This window comes from Streptococcus sp. 27098_8_99, from assembly GCF_041431935.1.
Classification (GTDB): Bacteria; Bacillota; Bacilli; order Lactobacillales; family Streptococcaceae; genus Streptococcus; species Streptococcus parasanguinis_D.
Genome location: NZ_JAPVYQ010000007.1, coordinates 78218 through 101017, shown reverse-complemented (window position 1 = coordinate 101017; position 22800 = coordinate 78218). Strand labels below are relative to the sequence as shown.

General features: G+C 38.2%; 25 protein-coding genes. 20 read left to right on the top strand and 5 right to left on the bottom strand.

Annotation, left to right across the window (positions count from 1 at the left end; all coding sequences use genetic code 11):
• Window positions 1–12: 12 nt before the first annotated feature.
• A complete protein-coding gene (recF, locus tag O3605_RS05770) occupies window positions 13–1107 on the bottom strand; it encodes a DNA replication/repair protein RecF (RefSeq protein ID WP_049495794.1) in 1095 nt (364 codons plus the stop codon).
• Complete coding sequence (yaaA, locus tag O3605_RS05765) at window positions 1107–1469, bottom strand: S4 domain-containing protein YaaA (protein WP_049475062.1); 363 nt, start codon at window positions 1467–1469, stop codon at window positions 1107–1109. The genes recF and yaaA overlap by 1 nt, the downstream gene beginning before the upstream one ends.
• Before the next feature lie 155 nt (window positions 1470–1624).
• Here yaaA and yfmF point away from each other — a divergent pair, with 155 nt between their 5' ends.
• The 8 genes from yfmF (at window position 1625) to O3605_RS05725 (ending at window position 8410) form a co-directional block, all read left to right on the top strand.
• Window positions 1625–2872 (top strand): EF-P 5-aminopentanol modification-associated protein YfmF, encoded by a 1248-nt coding sequence (gene yfmF, locus O3605_RS05760; RefSeq protein ID WP_049475081.1) that lies wholly within the window; start codon window positions 1625–1627, stop codon window positions 2870–2872.
• 8 nt (window positions 2873–2880) lie between these two features.
• Window positions 2881–4155 carry an EF-P 5-aminopentanol modification-associated protein YfmH gene (gene yfmH, locus O3605_RS05755; protein ID WP_049495790.1) on the top strand — a complete coding sequence of 425 codons (1275 nt, stop codon included), beginning with the start codon at window positions 2881–2883 and terminating at the stop codon, window positions 4153–4155.
• A 26-nt stretch (window positions 4156–4181) separates the two neighbouring features.
• The gene (locus tag O3605_RS05750; protein WP_049495786.1) at window positions 4182–4589 is read left to right on the top strand and encodes a helix-turn-helix domain-containing protein; all 408 of its coding nucleotides are present in this window, start codon (window positions 4182–4184) and stop codon (window positions 4587–4589) included.
• A gap of 31 nt (window positions 4590–4620) precedes the next feature.
• Window positions 4621–5160: a CDP-diacylglycerol--glycerol-3-phosphate 3-phosphatidyltransferase gene (gene pgsA / locus O3605_RS05745; protein WP_003009208.1), complete on the top strand. Its 540-nt coding sequence runs from the start codon at window positions 4621–4623 to the stop codon at window positions 5158–5160.
• Window positions 5161–5985 (top strand): energy-coupling factor ABC transporter ATP-binding protein, encoded by an 825-nt coding sequence (locus O3605_RS05740; protein WP_003010767.1) that lies wholly within the window; start codon window positions 5161–5163, stop codon window positions 5983–5985.
• The gene (locus tag O3605_RS05735; RefSeq protein WP_049495781.1) at window positions 5970–6812 is read left to right on the top strand and encodes an energy-coupling factor transporter ATPase; all 843 of its coding nucleotides are present in this window, start codon (window positions 5970–5972) and stop codon (window positions 6810–6812) included. Before O3605_RS05740 ends, O3605_RS05735 begins: the two co-directional genes overlap by 16 nt.
• Complete coding sequence (locus O3605_RS05730; protein WP_049495779.1) at window positions 6805–7602, top strand: energy-coupling factor transporter transmembrane component T family protein; 798 nt, start codon at window positions 6805–6807, stop codon at window positions 7600–7602. The genes O3605_RS05735 and O3605_RS05730 overlap by 8 nt, the downstream gene beginning before the upstream one ends.
• A gap of 157 nt (window positions 7603–7759) precedes the next feature.
• A complete protein-coding gene (locus O3605_RS05725) occupies window positions 7760–8410 on the top strand; it encodes a LysM peptidoglycan-binding domain-containing protein (RefSeq protein ID WP_049495775.1) in 651 nt (216 codons plus the stop codon).
• Window positions 8411–8434: 24 nt separating this feature from the next.
• On the opposite strand, the gene O3605_RS05720 is transcribed toward O3605_RS05725, so the two are convergent.
• The 3 genes from O3605_RS05720 to sdaAB are packed head-to-tail and all read right to left on the bottom strand — an operon-like array spanning window position 8435 to window position 10619.
• The gene (locus O3605_RS05720) at window positions 8435–9064 is read right to left on the bottom strand and encodes an HAD hydrolase-like protein (RefSeq protein ID WP_049495773.1); all 630 of its coding nucleotides are present in this window, start codon (window positions 9062–9064) and stop codon (window positions 8435–8437) included.
• A gap of 1 nt (window position 9065) precedes the next feature.
• Complete coding sequence (gene sdaAA / locus O3605_RS05715; RefSeq protein ID WP_049495772.1) at window positions 9066–9938, bottom strand: L-serine ammonia-lyase, iron-sulfur-dependent, subunit alpha; 873 nt, start codon at window positions 9936–9938, stop codon at window positions 9066–9068.
• Window positions 9939–9947: 9 nt separating this feature from the next.
• Complete coding sequence (gene sdaAB, locus O3605_RS05710) at window positions 9948–10619, bottom strand: L-serine ammonia-lyase, iron-sulfur-dependent subunit beta (protein ID WP_023919982.1); 672 nt, start codon at window positions 10617–10619, stop codon at window positions 9948–9950.
• Window positions 10620–10847: 228 nt separating this feature from the next.
• Here sdaAB and apf point away from each other — a divergent pair, with 228 nt between their 5' ends.
• The 12 genes from apf to O3605_RS05650 all read left to right on the top strand — a co-directional run bounded on the left by apf (window position 10848) and on the right by O3605_RS05650 (window position 22709).
• Window positions 10848–11390, top strand: coding sequence for an aggregation-promoting factor (gene apf, locus O3605_RS05705; RefSeq protein ID WP_371585489.1), 543 nt, complete (start codon window positions 10848–10850; stop codon window positions 11388–11390).
• Window positions 11391–11594: 204 nt separating this feature from the next.
• Complete coding sequence (mnmA, locus tag O3605_RS05700) at window positions 11595–12716, top strand: tRNA 2-thiouridine(34) synthase MnmA (RefSeq protein ID WP_371585487.1); 1122 nt, start codon at window positions 11595–11597, stop codon at window positions 12714–12716.
• 21 nt (window positions 12717–12737) lie between these two features.
• The gene (locus O3605_RS05695; protein ID WP_049471774.1) at window positions 12738–13160 is read left to right on the top strand and encodes an SseB family protein; all 423 of its coding nucleotides are present in this window, start codon (window positions 12738–12740) and stop codon (window positions 13158–13160) included.
• 146 nt (window positions 13161–13306) lie between these two features.
• Window positions 13307–13762 carry an NUDIX hydrolase gene (locus O3605_RS05690; RefSeq protein WP_371585485.1) on the top strand — a complete coding sequence of 152 codons (456 nt, stop codon included), beginning with the start codon at window positions 13307–13309 and terminating at the stop codon, window positions 13760–13762.
• Window positions 13763–13770: 8 nt separating this feature from the next.
• Window positions 13771–15681: a tRNA uridine-5-carboxymethylaminomethyl(34) synthesis enzyme MnmG gene (gene mnmG, locus O3605_RS05685; RefSeq protein WP_061455868.1), complete on the top strand. Its 1911-nt coding sequence runs from the start codon at window positions 13771–13773 to the stop codon at window positions 15679–15681.
• A gap of 198 nt (window positions 15682–15879) precedes the next feature.
• Window positions 15880–17856 (top strand): GGDEF domain-containing protein, encoded by a 1977-nt coding sequence (locus O3605_RS05680; RefSeq protein ID WP_524539368.1) that lies wholly within the window; start codon window positions 15880–15882, stop codon window positions 17854–17856.
• Window positions 17853–18305, top strand: coding sequence for a 50S ribosomal protein L9 (gene rplI, locus O3605_RS05675; protein WP_049495754.1), 453 nt, complete (start codon window positions 17853–17855; stop codon window positions 18303–18305). Before O3605_RS05680 ends, rplI begins: the two co-directional genes overlap by 4 nt.
• A 25-nt stretch (window positions 18306–18330) precedes the next feature.
• On the top strand, window positions 18331–19689 hold the full coding sequence (gene dnaB / locus O3605_RS05670; RefSeq protein ID WP_014714093.1) for a replicative DNA helicase: 1359 nt from the start codon (window positions 18331–18333) through the stop codon (window positions 19687–19689).
• 1 nt (window position 19690) lies between these two features.
• Complete coding sequence (locus O3605_RS05665; RefSeq protein ID WP_003009183.1) at window positions 19691–19963, top strand: Veg family protein; 273 nt, start codon at window positions 19691–19693, stop codon at window positions 19961–19963.
• A 210-nt stretch (window positions 19964–20173) separates the two neighbouring features.
• Complete coding sequence (locus O3605_RS05660; RefSeq protein WP_049495750.1) at window positions 20174–20932, top strand: ABC transporter permease; 759 nt, start codon at window positions 20174–20176, stop codon at window positions 20930–20932.
• Between the two features lie 57 nt (window positions 20933–20989).
• Window positions 20990–21985, top strand: a complete 996-nt coding sequence (locus O3605_RS05655) for an ABC transporter substrate-binding protein (protein WP_049495747.1) — start codon at window positions 20990–20992, stop codon at window positions 21983–21985.
• The gene (locus O3605_RS05650; protein ID WP_070505976.1) at window positions 21978–22709 is read left to right on the top strand and encodes an ABC transporter ATP-binding protein; all 732 of its coding nucleotides are present in this window, start codon (window positions 21978–21980) and stop codon (window positions 22707–22709) included. Before O3605_RS05655 ends, O3605_RS05650 begins: the two co-directional genes overlap by 8 nt.
• The last annotated feature ends 91 nt before the right edge of the window (window positions 22710–22800 follow it).

Sequence of the window (22800 nt, the reverse complement as noted above, 5' to 3'; positions counted from 1 at the left end):
TTGACAGTATTGTCAAGATGCTGTTTTGATATGACCGGCTTGAACAGTGAAAATTTTCAACTCTTCAGGTAGTTCTTTTAAATGATCGAGAGTGGTCGTTGTAATAAATGTTTGAATATTATTAGAGATGGTTTCAAGTAGTTGAAGTTGACGATAATTGTCAAGTTCGCTCATGACATCGTCAAGTAATAAAATAGGCTTTTCTCTTGTGATTTCTTCCATTAATTCAATTTCTGCTAATTTTAGAGAGAGAACAACACTTCGATGCTGGCCTTGACTACCAAAGGTAGCATTCATATTATTGATAAAAAATGCCAAATCATCCCTGTGAGGCCCAATACTTGTTGTTTTCCTAAAAATATCCTTCTGACGGTTTTTTTCCAACATAGAGAGAAACTGCTCTTCTATATCATTTCCTTCTTCAGAAAAAACAGTTGACTGATATTGAATAGATAGGTCTTCTTTGTTGTCAGAAAGTCGAGTGTGTTTTTCTTTTGCTTTAGCTTCTAATTTTTTAATAAACTCAAGCCGATGATGGATGACGCGACTTCCAAAACTAGCTAGTTGTGAATCTAAGACCTCCAAAAATGTAGCATCAATTTTTTCTGAATTTTTTAGATAACTATTTCTTTGTTTCAGTACATGGTTGTATTGAGATAAGTCGGATAAATAGAGAGGTTTCATCTGACCTAATTCAATGTCAATAAACTTTCGACGTCCTGCAGGTGATCCTTTGATCAGTTGCAAATCTTCGGGTGCGAAAAGGACAACATTCATATGGCCAATATAGTTCGATAATTTGGCTTGTTTCAAATGATTTACCTTAGTTATCCGACCTTTTGGTGTCAAGGAAATTTCTAATGGAAGGGGACCAGTTTCTCTTTGTAATTGACCAGACACTTTAAAATCGGTGGATTCAAAATAGATGAGATCTCTATCATTTCGTGTTCGATGACTTCTGGTTAAAGCTAGAAAATAAATTGATTCGAGAATATTGGTCTTTCCCTGAGCATTTTGACCTAGGAAAATATTTAATCCAGGATGAAACTCGACTTCTAGTTCTTGATAATTACGAAAATGTTGAATGGATAAGTGTTTTAACCACATTACGAGATACCAGGAAAGCGAATCGCTTTTTCTTTTTTGTTAGACTTTTTCGGTTGTTTCTTTTGTTGTTGATTGAGTTGCTTGACAAGTTTAGCAACACGTTCCTTTTCTTCCTTGTCTTTAAGATGCTCTTCTATTTCTTCTTGAGAAGGTTCAAGAATGGTGATAGTAACGCTCAGTTCAGGAATGTCAATTTGATCATTGACACGAAGTTTACGGCCTCTCCGTTGTTCTAATTCACCATTAACAAAGACTTCTTTTTCTTGAAGAAAGGCTTTGATTGCACCACCACTCTGTATAATACCGAGTTCTTTTAAGATTGCTTGTAATGTAATAAAGTCATCAAATAATTTGTAATTCATAGTTCACCTCTTTGCGTGTTATTATACCATATTTTTAGTTTTTCTAGGGTAGAGAATGTTGAGTGATTTGAGGAGCTTTTTCACAGTTTGAATTAGGATTTTAGTGTGATTTCGTGTTATAATGAAAGTTACTATTGAGTAGAACGAGGATGAAAATGGAATTAGTAAAGGGCGTGAATCTTCACTTTCTTCAATCAAAAAAATTTAAAACCAATAAAATTAAAGTCCGTTTTTCATCGCCATTAGATGAAAATACCGTGGCTGCGCGTGTTTTAGTAGCCTGTATGATGGAAACTGCAAATCAAAAATATCCAACTTCACAATTATTCCGTGAAAAATTAGCGAGTCTATACGGGGTAGAATTGTCCACCTCAGTCTCTAAGAGGGGTCGTGTTCATTATGTTGATTTGAATATTTCCTTTGTGCGCGATGACTTTTTGAGCAAGAAAAATGTTCTTACTGATGAGGTTTTGGACATTATAGAAGCTATCTTCTTTTCACCTTTGGTAGTAGAAGATCACTTTGACAGTGATACATTTGACGTTGAAAAGAAAAATACGATTTCCGATTTGGAGTCAGAAATTGAAGAGCCTTATTATTATGCACATGGGCAATTGAATCAACTTTTTTTTGAAGACGAAACAATCGGGATGTCAAGATTGGGGAAAGTTGATTTAGTGAGACAAGAGACAGCTCAAAGTTCTCTTGAACAGTTTCATCAGATGCTCCAATTAGATAACATTGACTTCTTTTTCATAGGCGATTTTAATGAGGTCGCTATTGTGGATCGAGTGAACCAGTTTGAATTCAAGCCACGTGATAACAATTTGTCTGTCACCTATCAACAACCTTTTACAAATGTTGTAAGAGAAAAGTTAGAGCAAAAACAAAACCAACAATCTATTTTAGAATTAGGTTACCATTTTTCTACCCAGTATGGAGAATCTCTCCATATCCCCCTAGTTGTATTAAATGGGATGCTGGGAGCTTTCTCGCATTCAAGACTTTTTCAAGTAATTCGTGAGAAAGATGGCCTTGCTTATACCATCTCTAGCCATTTTGATATTTTTACAGGCTTTATGAGAGTTTTTGCAGGCATTGATAAGGAATCTCGCACGAAAGTAATGACCTTGATTATGCGACAGTTGAATGATTTAAAACGAGGCAAGTTTACAGAGTCAGAGCTTCAATTGACAAAAGAAATGTTGGTGAATACGACCTTATTAGCACAGGATCGGCAAAATACCTTGATTGAAAGGGAATATCTGAAAACGATCCTAGGAAAGAAAGTCCTTTCTTTAGAAGAGTGGTTAGAGTCCATCGATAAGGTTAGTAGAGAAGAAATTATTGAAGTAGCAAAAACAATTAATTTACAGTCTGTTTATTTTATGGAAGGAAAGTAGTGTAAAGATTGAAAATTAAAGAAAAATATTATGAATCAGTTGGTGAGCAAGTTTACTTTACACGCTTGTCAAATGGGTTGACTATTCATTTAATTCCCAAAGAAGATTATTATGAAACCTATGGAATCATCACAACTAAGTTTGGCTCAGTGGATACACGAATTCTGGTGAATGGTGATGAACGGCAATATCCTGCAGGAATTGCTCATTTCCTAGAACACAAAGTATTTGAAGATGAAAATGGTCAAGATTATTTAAAAAAATTCGTTCATTTAGGATCGGAAAGTAATGCCTTTACAAGCTTTACAAAGACAAGTTATCTTTTCTCAACAACTTCAAAAGTCCCTGAGAATATTCAATTGTTATTAGAGATGGTTTCAAAGGCTTCCTTTACAGAAAAATCTATATCTAAGGAAAGAGAAATCATTCAACAAGAAATTGGAATGTACCAAGATAGTCCAGACTATCGATTATTTTTTGGTGCTTTAGAAAATTTATATCCTGGAACGCCGTTAGCAGATGATATTGCTGGGACTAGGGAGTCTATCTCTGACATTACAATAGATAATCTCCGTGAAAACTTTGATCTATTCTATCATCCCTCTCAAATGCATTTATTAGTGATCGGAAACTTTGATGTTGATGAAGTATTGCAAGTAGTAAAGAAATATGATCTGACTTCTCCTCGTCCTTCTGTGGAGTTAGAACGTTTTCCTGTAGAAAAAAATGAAGTAAGATTGAATCAATCTTGTAGAATGGAAGTTGCTACTCCGAAGTTGGCAATTGGAATTCGAGGAAATGATATCATTAAGGAAGAGGAAAAATTTCGTTATAAATTGATGTTGAAATTACTATTTTCGATGATGTTTGGTTGGACTTCGCAACGGTTTCAAAGTTTATATGAAGCTGGGAAAATTGACAACTCATTGACACTTGAAGTCGAGGTTGAGGAATTATTTCATTTCGTTATTTTGACAATGGATACTCAAGAACCGGTGTCCTTATCTCATCAATTTAGGTCAGCCATCAAACAATTTGAGAAGGATCCAGATGTGAATCAAGAACATTTGGATACGATTAAAAGCGAAATGTTTGGTGATTTCTTACAAGGTTTAAATTCGCTTGAGTATAGTGCCACTCAGTTTGAATATTTTTCAGACGGTAGCACTTCTTATGATCTTCCAAAGATTTTACAAGGTATTAGTTTACAAGATATCATCAAATTAGGGCGTCAGTTCATCGACCAGACTGAGATGGTTGATTATATGATTTTTCAAAAGTAGTAAACAATGTATCAAGAAGGGAAAACATGAAGAAGAGAACAATTGGTCAAGTGTTAAGACTGTCAAGAGTAAATTTACACTTGAGTTTACAAGATGTGTCAAGTAAGACAGCCATTGAAATTCCTTATATAGAAGCGTTGGAAAATGATGAGTTTGATCTATTACCGAGTCCCTTTTACGCTCAGATCTATCTTAAAAAGTTAGCATGGGCTTTGGGATTAGATGAGTCCATCCTATTGACAGCTTTTCGTGAAGGGAAAGAATTGTTATTTGATGAAGAGATACTTGTAGATGACGAAGAGCTTCATTCAAGAAAATTAAGACAGAAAGCGAGCTGGTTACCAATCCTGTATTATCTACTAGTTAGTTTTGCCATTCTTGGCTTTGTGATTTATATCGTATATTTTTATGAGTTTACAGCATCTGTAAAATAGATGTAAGGATAGTTTGTTTTTTGGAGGAAGTATGAAAAAAGAAAATATTCCTAATGCATTGACATTAATTCGGGTTGTGATGATTCCTATTTTTATTGCCATTTTAAGTTTAAGTCACTCTTACTTAGGACATATTGTAGCGGCAGTTATTTTTGCAATTGCTAGTATTACAGATTATTTAGATGGCTTTCTTGCACGAAAATGGAATGTAGTTAGTAATTTTGGTAAATTTGCCGATCCAATGGCAGATAAATTATTGGTCATGTCAGCCTTTATCATGATGATTGAATTAAAAATGGTTCCTGCTTGGATTGCAGCCGTTATCATTTGTCGTGAGTTAGCTGTTACTGGTTTGCGTCTTCTACTTGTTGAGACAGGTGGTACAGTTCTTGCTGCAGCCATGCCAGGAAAAATTAAAACCTTTAGCCAAATGTTTGCCATTATCTTTTTGCTTTGCCATTGGACACTTCCGGGGCAAGTGTTGCTTTATATTGCATTGATTTTCACAATTTATTCTGGTTACGACTACTTTAAGGGAAGTAGCTATCTCTTTAAAGACACATTTAAATAAATGAAACAGATGATTGAGCTAAAAAATGTATCCTTTCGATACGATAAAACAGTAGAAGAGTATCAAATTGACACGGTTTCGTTTCACGTGAAACAAGGAGAGTGGCTTTCGATTGTTGGACACAATGGTAGTGGGAAATCTACAGTTGTACGCCTGATTGATGGCCTTTTGGAAGCTGAGTCTGGTGAGATTTACGTTGATGGAAAACAACTGACTCGTGAAACCATATGGGAAATCCGTAGTAAAATTGGGATTGTATTTCAGAATCCTGACAACCAATTTGTTGGTGCGACAGTAGAAGATGATGTTGCCTTTGGTTTAGAAAATCAAGGAATTCCACGGGAAGAAATGCTTCAACGTGTGGAGAAGGCTATTGAGCAAGTCGGTATGCTGGAGTTTAAAGATCGCGAACCATCTCGTTTGTCAGGTGGTCAAAAGCAACGGGTGGCCATAGCAGGTATTATCGCCTTGAGACCAACTATTATTATCCTTGATGAAGCAACTAGTATGTTAGATCCAGAAGGTAGAGAGGATCTAATGGCGGTAATGAGAGAACTTCAGAAAAAGTTTCAATTAACAATTATTTCTATTACCCATGATTTAACCGAAATTGCCTTAAGTGATCGAACACTCGTCTTTCAAAAAGGAAAACTAGAGTCTTCTATGACACCGCGGGAATTGTTTTCAAGAAATGATCTGAATGAGATTGGATTAGATAAGCCTTTTAGTAAGCAGGTTCAAGAATCTCTCAGCTCACATTTTCCGCTAAAACAGGATTATCTAACAGAAAGTGAGTTATTAGACCAACTATGGGAATCTCTTTAAAGAATGTCTATTATACTTATCAAGAGGGAAGTCCTTTTGAAGGGCAGGCGCTTTCTGATATTAGTTTGGAAATAAAAAATGGATCTTATACAGCCATCATCGGGCATACTGGTAGTGGCAAGTCTACTTTGTTGCAATTACTAAATGGTTTACTGCGTCCGACTACAGGAACGATTCAATTTGAAGATTTTGTTTTAGATAATCATTCTGAGCCAAAAGAAATGAAGTACCTGAGAAAAAAAGTCGGTTTGGTTTTTCAATTTCCAGAAAGTCAGCTATTTGCGGAAACCGTTCTAGCTGATGTAGCCTTTGGACCACAGAATTTTGGGGTACCTAAGGACAAAGCGGAGGAAATAGCCAAAGAAAAATTAGCGATCGTTGGTTTAGAAGAGTCTATCTATGATAAAAGTCCATTTGAACTATCTGGTGGACAAATGAGGCGAGTTGCGATCGCGGGTATTTTAGCTATCGAACCAGAGATTTTAGTATTGGACGAGCCGACAGCAGGGCTAGATCCTGCTGGAAGAAAGGAATTGATGGCACTGTTTGAGACATTACATAAAAATGGGATGACCCTAGTCCTGGTAACTCATACGATGGATGATGTAGCAAATTTTGCTGATACCGTATTTGCTTTAGAAGCGGGAAAACTTGTCCTAAACGGATCCCCCAGGGAAGTATTTCAACAGGTTGAGTATTTACAAAAACTTCAATTAGGAGTCCCACAAATTACGAATTTTGCTCTTCAATTGAAACGAAGAGGACTTTCCCTGGACAGACTACCAATCAAAATTGAGGAACTAAAGGAGCTGTTACTTCATGAATAATATGATTTTGGGAAGATATATTCCTGGAAACTCCATTATCCACCAACTAGATCCTCGTGGGAAGTTGCTCTCAATGTTTTTATTCATATTTCTTCTGTTTTGGGCAAATAATATCCAGACAAATGTTCTTCTCTTTGCTTTTATTTTTGTTTTAATGTATCTAACGAGGATTTCGGTTAGTTTTTATATTAAAGGCTTAAAATCAATGATTTTTATCATTGCCTTTACAACTATTTTTCAATTATTTGCGACCTCTCAAGGAACTATTTTATATCAATGGTGGTTTTTTAAATTAACCGACCAAGGATTGATGCAAGCCGCCATCATATTTTGTAGATTTATTTTAATCATTTTTTATTCGACGATTTTAACCGTGACGACGACACCATTGAGTTTAGCAGATGCTGTTGAAAAGCTCCTTACACCACTAAAAATTATTAAGGTTCCGGCTCATGAGATTGGGTTAATGCTATCTATGAGTTTGCGCTTTGTTCCAACCTTAGTAGATGATACGAATCGAATCATGAATGCGCAAAGGGCACGTGGTGTTGATTTTGGTGAGGGAAATCTATTAAAAAGGATCCGTTCCTTTATTCCGATCCTCATTCCTCTATTTGCTTCTAGTTTTAAACGCGCAGATGCATTAGCAATTGCGATGGAAGCGAGAGGGTACAAAGGCGGTGAGGGACGAACACGCTATCGGACTCTGCAGTGGAGAGTAAAAGATACCCTAGCATTGCTCGTTATTCTGTGCCTCATGTTGATAGTTTTTTATCTAAAAAATGGATAGAGCTAGTTGTATTGGTTCAAAAATAAGGAAAAAGCGCTATACAAAGCGCTTTTTACATTAAATTCACATATTCTTGTAACATTTGTAATATATTCTACAATAAACTGTAACATTTTGTGTGTATGATAGAATTATGTTCGAAAGGAGAATAGAATTCATGAACAGTAAAAAGTTCCAATGGACAGTCACTTCCCTACTTTCAGCAGCATCACTTTTCATTTCTGGTATTGCTACAGTGAATGCTGAAACTTACGAAGTGAAGTCTGGAGATACTCTATCAAAAATTGCACTAGAAAATAACACTTCAGTAGAAAATATTATTGCATCTAACAATCTGACCAATGAAGATTTGATCTATGCAGGACAAATTATTGAGTTAGGTGAGCGTTCAAAATCTATGATTGATAAAGTTGCTCCACAAGAGCAAGCAAAACCTGCTGAAAGTGCACCTACAGCAACTGCAACAGCACAAACTGCTCAAAAACAAACAACTTATGCAGCAAATGCTGCAGTGACTTCTGCACAATCAACAAATGGTGGAATTGTTCTACCAAATGGGAATACTGCTGGAGAACAAGGATCTTATGCAGCTGCTCGTATGGCTGAAATGACTGGCGTACCTGCTTCTACTTGGGAAGCAATTATTGCCCGTGAATCAAATGGTCAAGTAAATGCAGCAAATGCTTCTGGTGCCAGTGGTTTGTTCCAAACAATGCCAGGTTGGGGTTCAACTGCAACAGTTGATGATCAAATCCAGTCTGCATACAATGCATATAGCTCACAAGGTTTATCAGCTTGGGGTTATTAAAAAATAGGTTTACAATTTGTAAACCTATTTTTTTAATGTCTCAAGAATATCAAGTGGAGAGTGACAAATAAAATCTGGTGAGTAAAGAAGTAGCTCTTCAAGATCTCCAAATCCCCAAGTGACTGCCATGGTTTTTATACCAACTGCTTGACCTCCAATGAGGTCAAATTTTGTGTCCCCAATAATCACTGTCTCCTCTTTTGGAAGGTCATTGCTTGACAAGGCGTATCGAATGACATCGGCTTTGTTGATACGATCTGAATTTGATCCATAAATTCCTTTAAAGTATTTAGCGATACCTAAATCTTGACACATCTGTAAAGCAACCGGTTCATGTTTTGAAGTAGTTACATAAAGAGGAATGTTTTCGTCTTGTAATGCTTTCAAAGCTTCTACTATCTGAGGAAACAGAGTTGATTTGTATTGACCTTTTTCATGATAATACTGGCGATAGATAGTTACGGCTTGATCTACCAAAGTTTCAGGAAGGGTAGCTTCAAAACTAGAAATCAAAGGTGGTCCCATAAAACTACGGATGGTTTTGAGATCGGGTTGAGGAACCTTCAAAGTATCGAATGTATGTTGAAAGCTCTCTGTAATTCCCTTGGAACTGTCAACTAATGTTCCATCTAAATCAAAAAATAAGGCTTGCATGTTATTCTCCAAATATCTCTTTTTGTAATCTACGTCCGGTTGGTGTTGCTGCCAATCCTCCTTCAGCTGTTTCTCTAAAGGCAGTCGGAAGACTAGAACCAACTTGGTACATGGCGTCAATAACTTCATCAACAGGTATTTTTGATTCAATACCTGCTAAGGCCATATCAGCAGCAATGAAGGCATAGCTGGCTCCCATTGCGTTTCGTTTGACACATGGAACTTCCACGAGTCCTGCTACTGGATCACAAATGAGCCCAAGCATGTTTTTGATGACAAAACAGACTGCTTGACTCGCTTGATAAGGAGTTCCTCCAGCAGCAAGTGTCAATGCAGCCGCACTCATAGCTGAAGCAGAACCAACTTCTGCTTGACAACCACCTTCTGCACCTGAAATAGAAGCATTATTGGCGATGACTAAACCAAAAGCTCCAGCTGTCAGTAGAAAATCTAGTTGTTGCTGACGGTTTAACCCTAATTTTTGAGTTGCTGCAGTGAGAACTGCGGGAAGGCAGCCAGCAGATCCTGCAGTGGGTGTTGCGCAGACCAGTCCCATCTTAGCATTGTGTTCGTTGACAGCAATAGCATTCTTCGCTGCGGTTAGGACGGTCAAGTCAGATAACGTTTTTCCTGATTTGATATAGCGATCTAATTTTGCGGCATCCCCACCGGTTAACCCACTACGAGAGTGGTTTTCATTTAACCCTAACCTTACAGAATCAATCATCACTTCTAAATTACGGGTCATTAATCGTAGGACTTCTTCTCGTTCACGACCAGTTAGTTCAAATTCAGTCGCAATCATTAACTCTGCGACGTTTCCTTCGTATTGCGCGCTTGCTTGTTCTACGAGGTCTACAATTGAATAAAACATATGAACTCCTTATTTGAAAAAGTTGACATTATGAAGATGAGGAATTTTACGGATATCGTCGATAGCTGCTTCACAACTCCTTGAGTCAACTTCTATAATCATAATCGCTTTTTCTCCAGCTTTTTCCCGTGTTACATTCATTTGTGCAATGTTAATATCATAGCGAGAAAGAGCTTCTGTCACATGGGCGATCATTCCAGGGACGTCCTGGTGAACAATGATAATGGTTGGAGTATTCATATTTAGCGAGATAGCAAAGCCATTTAACTCAGTAACCTGTATGTTCCCACCACCAATTGAGATTCCAGTGACAGAAATCGTTTTATGATCATTTTTAACAGTAATAGTCGTTGTGTTTGGGTGAGGAGCATTGCTTTCTTTTTGAATAGACCAAACAATCCTAATGCCTCGTTCATGTGCAATTTTTAGACTATCTGGGATTCTAGGATCATCTGTGTCCATTCCTAAGATGCCCGCTACTAAGGCTAAATCTGTTCCATGACCACGATAGGTTTTGGCGAAGGAATTAAATAATTGGAACTCAACTTCTTTTGGCTCCTCTCCAAAGATAGAAGAAACAATTTTACCAATTCGAACAGCACCTGCAGTGTGACTACTGGATGGGCCGATCATCACAGGTCCAATAATATCAAAAACTGATTGGAATTTTAAAGAGTTCATGCTCTGCTCCTTTGTGATCACTTTACTTCATTATATCAGATATGGCTGATGATTTCTTCTATTTTTCCCGAAATATCTGAGAAATCTTAAAGGGGGCTTAAAGCATTTATATTATCCTGGAATTTTAGTATTTCTAACATCTGACTGAAATATTTGACACATTATTTCAATAAATATGAAATATTTCTTGTGTAGTATAGAGGTATACCAATAAAGGAGTACATAATAATGAATAAAAAACAAATGATGAAACGAATTATTGGACTTAGTTTACTTGCAGGACTTTTCCTTCCAATTGTAGCGAATGCAGATTCTTATACTGTAAAATCAGGTGATACTTTATCAGCTATTGCTAAAGAGAAGAACACAACGGTTGATGCAATTGCTAAGAAAAATAAGATTAGTAACGTGAATCTTATCTCAGTTGGTCAAGTTCTTGAGATTGAAGATGCAAATACAACGCAGAAAACTACGGAGCAAGCTCCTGCTAGTAAAACTGATACTACACAAGCAACAACTACTGTCTCTGCTTCAGATGGTTTGAATGCGGAAGATGCAGCTGCTAAGGAATGGATTGCCCAAAAAGAGTCAAGTGGTAGTTATACAGCACAAAATGGCCAATATTATGGTCGTTACCAATTGACTATCACTTATTTGAATGGTGATTTATCACCTGCAAACCAAGAAAAAGTGGCCAATCAATATGTTGTCAACCGTTATGGATCATGGTCAGCAGCTAAAAATTTCTGGTTGGCAAATGGCTGGTATTAAATTCGTATGAAAAGAGTTCTTGAATAGGACTCTTTTTTAATTTACAGACCTGTAAACCCATCGATCCTGATCAACAAAAAGAATAGTAAGATGCTTGTTTTCTACTATAAAGCGTGTTAAAATGGTAACTGCTCAAAACGACCTTCAATCGTTGAAGCAAACCACGACCTTCAATCGTGAGAAACGAAAAGATGGGAGAAATCTATGAGTGATAACTCGAAAACACGTGTTGTTGTTGGTATGAGTGGTGGAGTGGATTCATCTGTAACAGCTTTATTATTAAAGCAACAAGGTTACGATGTCATCGGCATCTTCATGAAAAACTGGGACGACACAGACGAAAATGGCGTCTGTACAGCTACAGAAGATTACAAAGATGTAGCAGCGGTTGCAGACCAAATTGGCATTCCTTACTATTCTGTCAACTTTGAGAAAGAATACTGGTATCGTGTCTTTGAATATTTCCTTGCCGAATACCGAGCTGGTCGAACACCAAATCCGGATGTCATGTGTAATAAGGAAATCAAATTTAAGGCCTTTTTAGATTATGCTATGACACTCGGTGCAAATTATGTAGCGACAGGGCACTATGCGCGTGTGGCGCGTGATGAAGATGGCATTGTTCATATGTTACGCGGCGTTGACAACGGGAAGGACCAAACTTATTTCTTAAGCCAGCTGTCACAAGAACAACTTCAAAAAACCATGTTCCCATTGGGACATTTGGAAAAGCCAGAGGTTCGTCGTCTAGCTGAAGAAGCTGGATTAGCAACAGCTAAAAAGAAAGACTCAACTGGGATTTGCTTTATCGGAGAAAAGAATTTCAAAGAATTTCTAGGGAACTATCTTCCTGCCCAACCAGGTCGAATGATGACCATCGATGGACGAGATATGGGTGAACATGCAGGTTTGATGTATTACACAATCGGTCAACGGGGTGGGCTTGGAATTGGTGGCCAACAAGGTGGAGACAATGCGCCATGGTTTGTAGTTGGGAAAGACCTCAGTCAAAATATTCTTTATGTCGGTCAAGGCTTCTACCATGAAGCATTGATGTCAACAAGTTTACAGGCTAGTCAAGTTCACTTTACACGAAATATGCCAGAAGAGTTTACATTAGAGTGTACAGCTAAGTTCCGCTATCGTCAGCCTGACTCCAAGGTGACTGTACACGTTAAAGGTGACAAGGCAGAAGTGATTTTCGCAGAACCTCAACGAGCCATTACACCAGGACAAGCTGTTGTTTTTTACGACGGTGAAGAGTGTCTAGGCGGTGGCTTGATTGACAATGCTTATCGGGATGGAAAAGTTTGTCAGTATATTTAGAATTTTCTAGGAGGAACGAAAGTGTTTCAGTTCTTTAAGAAAAAAATAGAGAATACAAAGACTATCTCTGATTATAAGAAACAGTATTTGAGGGAAAAAACGACGGAGTCAATTGAAGCTTTGTTCAAGGAATTGAAGCAATCTAAAGTTTGGGTTCCCTTTAATGCTTCTTTAATGGATGGGAGTGATGAACAAGAAGGTGTTCGTCTAAAACCGGATATTCTACGAAAGGGAGACGACTACTTTTATCCTTGTTTCTTGACGGAACAGGATATTCCTAAAGATTATTACGATCGTTTTTCTTGGCTGCAAATACCTTTTACGGACTGTTTATTTACTGCAGAAAGGATAGGAAAGTTTCCAGTGAGAGGGATTGTTCTAGATGCATTCTCTGATCCAGTTGAGATTGACAAAGGAGTTTTTGAAGCAATCCGTCAGTCTTAGCATATTTAAATTGACAAATTTTCTCAATTTGCTACAATAATAAAAGCAATAGAAATGATGGTCAAAGCTCATGGATGTTGCAGGCTTTTTTGTCCTGCACTTCTCAGAGTTTTGACTATTTTTGTGTGATTTCGAAAGGAAGTAAAATGAGGCAACAGGATTTTCGAATGAAAATAGGTTCTACTGTTTTTGGTGTGAGGGCGACTGCTTTGATTGTAAAAGATAATCGCTTGTTCGTCATAGAAGATGAGGACGGCTGTTATACAATCGGAGGTGCTATTCAAGTCAATGAAACTACAGAGGATGCTGTAGTTCGGGAAGTCAAAGAGGAACTTGGTGTCACATCTACAGCAGGTCCGTTAGCTTTCGTGGTTGAAAATCACTTTGAACAAGCTGGAATCCACTACCATAACATTGAATTTCATTATTTGGTGGACTTGCTAGAAGATGCACCTTTGCTCATGCAGGAAGATACCAAGCAATTACCTTGCCGTTGGATTGCTTTAGATGATTTACACACTGTTGACCTGAAACCAGCCTTTTTAAAATCAGCCCTACCAGAATGGGACGGAAAATTACGACACATCCATCTTGAGAAATAGGAGAAAAAATGACTTATAATTTTATTGAAGAATACGATATCATTGTAATCGGTGCGGGGCATGCGGGAGTAGAAGCCTCTCTAGCTGCTAGCCGTATGGGTTGTAAGGTCTTACTTGCGACTATTAACATTGAAATGCTGGCTTTTATGCCTTGTAATCCCTCTATTGGTGGTTCTGCTAAGGGGATTGTCGTGCGTGAAGTCGATGCCCTCGGTGGAGAAATGGCGAAGAACATCGACAAGACCTACATCCAAATGAAAATGCTCAATACTGGTAAAGGTCCTGCGGTTCGTGCACTTCGGGCTCAAGCAGACAAAGAACTTTACTCAAAAGAAATGCGGAAAACGGTTGAAAATCAAGAAAATTTAACTCTTCGCCAAACTATGATTGATGAGATTTTGGTGGAGAATGGTAAGGTTGTTGGTGTAAGGACTGCAACTCACCAAGAATATGGAGCAAAGGCTGTTATTGTCACTACTGGGACAGCTTTACGCGGAGAAATTATCATTGGAGATCTCAAGTATTCGTCAGGACCTAATCATAGTCTAGCTTCTATCAATTTGGCCGATAATCTCAAACAGCTAGGATTAGAAATTGGACGTTTCAAAACAGGGACGCCACCTCGTGTAAAGGCGTCGTCAATTAATTATGACGAAACGGAAATTCAACCCGGAGATGAAGCTCCTAATCATTTTTCTTATACATCGCGTGATGAAGATTATGTAAAGGATCAGGTTCCTTGTTGGTTAACTTATACGAATGGGCATAGCCATGAGATTATCCAAAATAATTTACACCGGGCACCTATGTTTACAGGGGTTGTAAAGGGAGTAGGTCCTCGCTATTGTCCGTCCATTGAGGATAAAATTGTCCGTTTTGCTGACAAAGAGCGTCATCAACTATTCTTAGAACCTGAGGGACGAAACACAGAAGAAGTCTATGTTCAAGGGCTGTCAACGAGTTTACCGGAGGATGTTCAGCGGGATCTCGTCCATTCTATTAAGGGACTTGAGAAGGCAGAAATGATGCGAACGGGTTATGCGATTGAGTATGATATGGTTTTGCCTCATCAATTGCGCGCAACTTTGGAAACTAAGAAAATTTCAGGTCTCTTTACAGCTGGCCAAACCAATGGAACGTCTGGCTATGAGGAGGCTGCTGGTCAAGGGATTATTGCAGGGATCAATGCGGCTCTAAAAATCCAAGGAAAACCAGAACTCATTTTGAAACGCAGTGATGGTTATATTGGGGTCATGATCGATGACTTGGTAACAAAGGGAACGATCGAACCGTATCGTTTGTTAACAAGCCGTGCAGAATACCGTCTGATTTTGCGTCATGATAATGCCGATATGCGCTTGACAGAAATGGGACGAGCAATTGGATTGGTAGATGATGAACGTTGGCAACGTTTCGAAACCAAGAAGTATCAGTTTGAAAACGAGATGAAGCGTTTGGATAGCATTAAGTTAAAGCCTGTAAAGGAAACCAATGAGAAGGTTGCTGCAATGGGCTTTAAACCATTGACAGATGCTGTCACTGCTAAAGAATTCTTGCGAAGACCAGAAGTCTCTTACCAAGATGTGGTAGAATTTATCGGTCCTGCAGCTGAAGAACTGGATGATAAAATCATTGAATTGATTGAAACTGAAATTAAATACGAAGGATATATCTCAAAAGCAATGGACCAAGTCGAAAAAATGAAGCGTATGGAAGAAAAACGAATTCCTGCGAATATTGACTGGGATGATATTGACTCTATTGCAACCGAAGCGCGTCAAAAATTTAAATTAATTAATCCAGAAACGATTGGTCAAGCAAGTCGTATCTCAGGTGTCAATCCAGCGGATATCTCTATTTTAATGGTTTACTTAGAAGGTAAATCTCGGAGTATCTCCAAAAACAAAGCAAACCACTAATAAAATGGGGCTGAGATGATGTTTCAGCCTCAATTTTATGGATTGAAATCTGTTGTTACTATTTACACAGTTGTAAACCTTGTTTACAAAGTAGTGAAGCGGAGGAAGAGCCTTTTAGTGGTCTTTCTTCTCTGTAATATAGAGAGAAACCTCGCTTTTTACCTCTATTTATGGTATAATTCCGAGAAGAGGTTTATGATGAAAAAATTTCGTTTATCGTTCATCCATTATGTGTTAATTGGTTTTATTTCATTTGCAATTTTAGCAATTTTTTTAAGAATCTTTGGCAAAGGCTATGTAACTCTCATTGCAATTTTTTTAGTCTTAGCTGGATTGATTGCTTTATTTGAATACCAGTTACAAATTTCAGAGTTAGATGAATTAGAACAAATACAATACGTTAACCATCAGGCAGAAAGCGGATTAGCATCCCTCCTTGATAAAATGCCTGTTGGAGTTATCAAAATTAATGAAGAGACAAATGAAGTAGAGTGGTTCAACCCTTATGCTGAATTGATTTTTTCAACAGATGATGGGGACTTTGATGTTGAATCATTGAAAAAGTTACTCAATACTCTGTTTGAGGATAAAGGTCATTATGTCACTGTAGCCGATAAGAAATATTCTGTTTACTTTGATCAGACGTCTAGTGTTGTTTACTTTTTTGATGTTTCAAGTGAGTATGAAGCAACTGTAGGATTGGTGACAACTCGTCCCGTTATCGGTATTATTTCTGTTGATAACTATGATGATCTAGAAGATGTCATTTCAGACTCTGATATTAGCAATATCAATAGTTTTATTGCCAACTTTGTAGAAGAGTTTACAGCTCGTTACCATATGTTTTACAGACGTGTGGGGATGGATCGTTTCTATTTGTTTACAGACTACACGGTCTTAGAACAGTTGATGGAATCAAAATTTTCTGTCATCGATCAATTCCGTGAAGAAGCTAAAAATCGTGAGCTACCTATTACCTTAAGTATGGGATTCTCGTATGGTGACGGGGAGCATGATGAGATTGGTAAAGTGGCTCTCTTGAACCTAAACCTTGCGGAAGTTCGTGGTGGGGATCAAGCGGTTGTCAAAGAAAATGATGAACAGAAAAACCCTATTTTCTTTGGTGGTGGAACAGCTTCGGCTGTGAAGCGGACTCGGACTCGCACACGCGCTATGATGACAGCTATTTCGGATAAGATTAAATCCGTTGATCAAGTTTTCATTGTTGGGCATAGAAACTTGGATATGGACGCTTTAGGAGCGTCTGTGGGAATGCAGTTTTTCTCTAGCAATATTTTGGCTTCCTCTTATGTGGTCTATGACCCACATGCAATGGCTAGTGATATTTCAAGAGCAATTGCGAAACTAGAAGAAGAGCAGGTGACGAAAATCCTTCCCCTAGAGGAAGCCATGCAAATGGTGACGGATCGCTCTTTGTTAATTATGGTTGACCATTCTAAGACAGCCTTGACTCTTTCAAAAGAGTTTTATCAGGAATTTCAACAGATTATTGTCATTGACCATCACCGTCGGGATGATGATTTCCCTGAAAATGTTCTGATCACCTATATTGAAAGTGGAGCAAGTAGCGCGAGCGAATTGGTTAGTGAGCTGATTCAGTTCCAGAAGTCGAAGAAAAATCGGTTGACGAAGATTCAAGCTAGTGTCTTGATGGCTGGGATCATGCTGGATACTAAGAACTTCTCCGCACGTGTTACAAGTAGGACCTTTGATGTGGCGAGTTACCTTCGCTCAAGAGGTAGTGATAGTGTAGCCATCCAGGAGATCTCTGCGATTCAGTTTGATGAGTATCGTGAAGTGAACGAACTGATCTTGACTGGTGAAAAGATTTTGCCACATATCATCGTAGCTTGTGCCAATACGACTAAAGCCTATGATTCAGTAACCATTAGTAAAGCTGCTGATAGTATGCTAGCCATGTCTGAGGTGGAAGCAACCTTTGTCATTGCTTGTAATCAAAGTGGAACTGTCTCGATTTCTGCACGAAGTCGAAGTAAAGTTAATGTACAGCGTATCATGGAACAGCTTGGCGGAGGAGGTCATTTCAATTCGGCAGCCTCTCAAATTGAGGGTCAAGATTTGATGAGTATTCGTCAACAACTGATTGAGACTATTGAAAACGAAGTAACTATTGAAAAGGAGAATGTAGAATGAAAGTTATTTTCTTAGCGGATGTAAAAGGTAAAGGTAAAAAAGGCGAAATTAAAGAAGTGCCTACTGGTTATGCACAAAACTTTTTGATCAAGAAAAATCTTGCGAAAGAAGCCAATGCCCAAGCAATCGGTGAACTTCGTGGAAAGCAAAAGTCAGAAGAAAAAGCGCATGCTGAATTGTTAGCAGAAGCGCAAAAGATTAAAGCGAAATTAGAAGAAGAAGCAACTGTTGTTCAATTCACTGAAAAAATTGGGCCAGATGGCCGTACTTTCGGCTCTATTACCAATAAAAAGATTGCAGAAGAGCTTGAGAAACAATTTGGCATTAAAATTGATAAACGTCATATCCAAGTTTCCTCTCCAATTCGTTCAACAGGATTGATTGACGTCCCTGTAAAAATTTATCAAGATGTTACAGGTTTGATTAATATTCGTGTAAACGAAGGGTAAACACGATCGATAGAAAGGTTTTTTTATGGCTGAGATAGAGGAATTACGAACACAACCTCAGGATATCCAAGCGGAGCAATCAGTGTTGGGAGCCATCTTTATTGATGAGGGGAAATTGGTCTTTGTTCGTGAATATATCGAGCCTGGCGATTTCTTTAAGTACTCGCACCGTTTGATTTTTAAAGCCATGATCGATCTAGCTGACCGCGGGGATGCGATTGATGCGACGACTGTTCGAAATATTTTAGATAGTCAGGGGGATCTCCAAAATATTGGCGGTCTCTCCTATTTGGTAGAAGTCATTAATTCGGTACCAACTTCAGCTAACGCAGAGTATTACGCGAAGATTGTTGCCGAAAAAGCTGTCTTACGTCGATTGATCTCTCGATTAACGGAAAGTATTAATCAAGCTTATGATGGTGCAAGTCCTTCAGATGAAATCATTGCGGGTGCTGAAAAAGCTCTGATTGATGTTAGTGAAAACGCAAATCGTAGTGGATTTAAAAATATTCGAGACATCTTGAATATAAATTTTGGTAGCTTGGAAGCCCGCTCGCTTCAAACCTCTGATATTACGGGTATTGCGACAGGCTATCGCGATTTGGACCATATGACGACGGGGCTACATGAGGAAGAGTTGATTATTTTAGCGGCTCGTCCTGCAGTAGGGAAAACAGCCTTTGCTCTAAATATTGCTCAAAATATCGGGACAAAGTTGGATAAGACAGTGGCTATTTTCTCATTAGAAATGGGTGCTGAAAGTTTGGTTGACCGGATGTTAGCAGCTGAAGGTTTGATTGAATCCCATTCGATTCGTACAGGTCAATTGACGGATGAAGAGTGGCGGAAATATGCCATTGCTCAAGGAAATTTGGCCAATGCGAGTATTTACATCGATGATACTCCGGGAATTCGGATCACTGAGATTCGTTCGAGAGCAAGAAAATTAGCGCAGGAAACAGGGAATCTCGGTCTTATTCTGATTGACTACCTGCAGCTGATTACAGGGACTGGAAGAGAAAACCGTCAACAGGAAGTTTCAGAAATTTCTCGTCAGTTAAAGATTTTGGCTAAGGAACTAAAAGTTCCCGTTATTGCTTTGAGTCAGCTATCACGTGGTGTGGAACAGCGCCAAGACAAACGTCCTGTTCTTTCTGATATTCGTGAATCTGGATCGATTGAACAGGATGCGGATATTGTTGCTTTCTTGTACCGTGATGATTATTATGATCGAGCTGGTGAAGAGGAAGAAGATGGAATGCCTAATAATACGGTTGAAGTGATTATCGAGAAAAACCGTTCAGGTGCGCGTGGGACAGTCGAATTAATATTCCAAAAGGAATACAATAAATTCTCAAGTATTTCAAAGAGAGAGGATCAATAAGATGAGTGATGCATTTACAGATGTTGCAAAAATGAAAAAAATTAAAGAAGAAATCAAGGCCCATGAAGGACAAGTGGTTGAAATGACGCTTGAAAATGGACGGAAACGTCAAAAAAATAAATTTGGACGCTTGATTGAGGTCTATCCTTCTTTATTTATTATCGAGTATACGAACGACAATAGCTTGCCAGGTGAACCAGCTAATACATACGTGGAGTCTTACACCTATTCAGATATTTTAACAGAGAAGAATTTAATTCGTTATTTGGATTAATTTCTTGATTTTATCGTCTAAATCAGTTATTATAATAAATACATATGGGAGTCTGTGTACAGTCTGAGAGGAAGTGTAAGCTTCGACCGCACCTGATCTGGGTAATGCCAGCGTAGGAAACAAATGAAATGTATTTTTCGTTATGAGTGACCTTGTGCAATCCGTCTCCTATTTTGGAGGCGTTTTTTATTTGTGAGAAAGGAGGTTCCGATGTCTCTTGTAAAAAGATATTCAAAACAATTGATAGGATTTGCAGGTTTTAGCAGTCTTCTTGTCTTATGGCAGTTAGCAGGATTTTTAAATATCCTCCCCAAATTTGTATTACCAACGCCACTTGAAATTGGGAATGCCTTTGTACGAGATCGATCTCTCCTGATTCATCACAGTTTGTCTACCCTTCAAGTGGCCTTGATCGGACTTGTTATAGGCGTTCTTCTTGCTGCTGGCTTTGCGATTCTCATGGATAGTTTTCAATGGGTGAATGATCTGGTCTATCCTTTTATGGTTGTTATTCAAACCATTCCGACGATTGCCTTGGCCCCTATCCTGGTTCTTTGGTTTGGTTATGGTATGCTTCCAAAACTGGTTTTGATCATTATTACGGTGGTATTTCCCATCGTAGTCAGTCTGTTAGATGGTTTTCGGCATTGCGATCAAGACATTCTGAGATTGTTTCAGATTATGCAAGCCAATCGCTTTCAGACTTTAGTCCATTATAAAATTCCTGCAGCGCTTCCTTATTTTTTCGCAGGTTTACGTGTGAGTGTTTCCTATGCTTTTATCAGTACGGTCGTTTCAGAATGGTTAGGAGGTTTTGATGGATTGGGGGTCTATATGATCCAATCGAAGAAGTTATTTCAGTATGATACGATGTTTGCGATCATTGTATTGATTTCTGCTATTAGTTTACTCGGTATGTTTCTCGTTGACCAATTAGAACGAACCATTCTAAAATGGAAAAAGGATTGACAAACTTGTAAATGGTGTAAAAATTAAATTGACAAAAATGTAAAAGAGGTATAGCTAATGAAAAAGTCAATAGGTTTATTTTTCTCAATAATATTGGGATTTGTTTTCTTGAGTGCTTGTCAAAATTCTGTCAAGCAATCGTCAAGTGGTTTGAAAAAGATTGATTTTATTCTAGATTGGACCCCGAATACTAATCACACGGGTCTCTATGTAGCAAAGGAAAAAGGGTACTTTAAAGAAGCAGGACTGGATGTAGATATAAAACTTCCTCCGGAAGACAGTAGTTCTGATTTGATTATCAATGGGAAAGCTCCATTTGGTATTTATTTCCAAGATTCTATGGCTAAGAAATTAGATAAAGGTGCGGGTATTACCGCTGTTGCAGCTATCGTCGAACACAATACGTCAGGGATTATTTCAAGAAAAGATGCAGCGATCACAAGTCCAAAAGATTTGGTGGGTAAGAAGTATGGTACCTGGAATGATCCGATTGAGTTGGAAATGATCAAATCGATGATGAAAAAAGAAGGAGCTGATTTTAATCAAGTAAAATTGGTTCCAAATAGTGATTCAAATTCCATTACTCCGATTGAAAATAAGGTCTTTGATGCTGCTTGGATTTATCACGGTTGGGATGGAATTTTGGCTGAGCAAAAGGGAATGAAGACCAATTTCTTCTATATGAAAGATTTTGTTCCTGCATTTGACTACTATTCGCCTGTTATTATTGCTAACAATGACTATTTGAAGTCTCATAAAGAGGAAGCAAAAAAATTCATTCAAGCGGTGAAAAAAGGCTACCAATATGCTATAGAGCATCCAGAAGAAGCTGCGGATATCTTGATCAAACAGGCCCCTGCCTTAGCTAACCAGCGTGATTTTGTACTAGCTTCTCAAAAATATCTTTCCAGTCAATATGCTTCAGACAAGGATAAATGGGGGCAGTTTGACTCCAAGCGTTGGAATGCTTTTTATGCTTGGGCAAAAGAGCAAGGATTGGTTTCAAATGACTTAGAAGACAAAGGTTTTACAAATGAATTGGTAGGTGACTGATATTTTAACCGTAAAAGATGTAAGTTTCTCTTTTGGAGATAAAGCAGTTTTAAACAATGTATCACTAGAAGTGCAAAAAGGAGAAATCGTCTCTATTCTAGGTCCAAGTGGGGTAGGGAAATCAACCTTGTTTAATTTAATTGCTGGGATCTTTCCCTTACAAAAGGGCGCTATAGAAGTAGATGATGCCCCGATCTCCTTTGGAAAAGTCAGCTATATGCTACAAAAGGATCTTTTGTTAGAACATAAGACAGTATTGGGAAATATTATTCTTCCCCTTCAATTAAAAAAGATTCCTAAGGAAGAGGCAACATCTACAGCTCTAAAATTGTTAGATGAATTTAAATTGGGAAGTATTGCCAACCTTTATCCCAATGCCCTGAGTGGGGGGATGCGGCAACGGGTGGCGCTATTGAGAACCTATCTTCTGGGTCATTCTGTCTTCCTATTAGATGAAGCTTTTAGTGCCTTAGATGAATTGACAAGGCAGGATCTTTATCACTGGTATCTAGACAGTAAGGAACGTCTTGGTCTCACCACTCTAGTGATCACTCATAGTATCGAAGAAGCTTTGACATTGAGTGACCGGATCTATATCTTAAATCATAATCCCGGTGAAATTATTGCAGATCTTCCTTTAAAATGGGATCCAGCAACGGATAGAGACTGGCAACAATTGCAATATAAAAAACGAATCATAGAATTATTGTCTGAATTTCATTGAAATTGTTTTGAAGGACTTTACAAAGTTTCTATTCCGTGATAGAATAGAATTTGTGCGAAATGACAGCAGGACAAAATGAAGCTCGTCAACA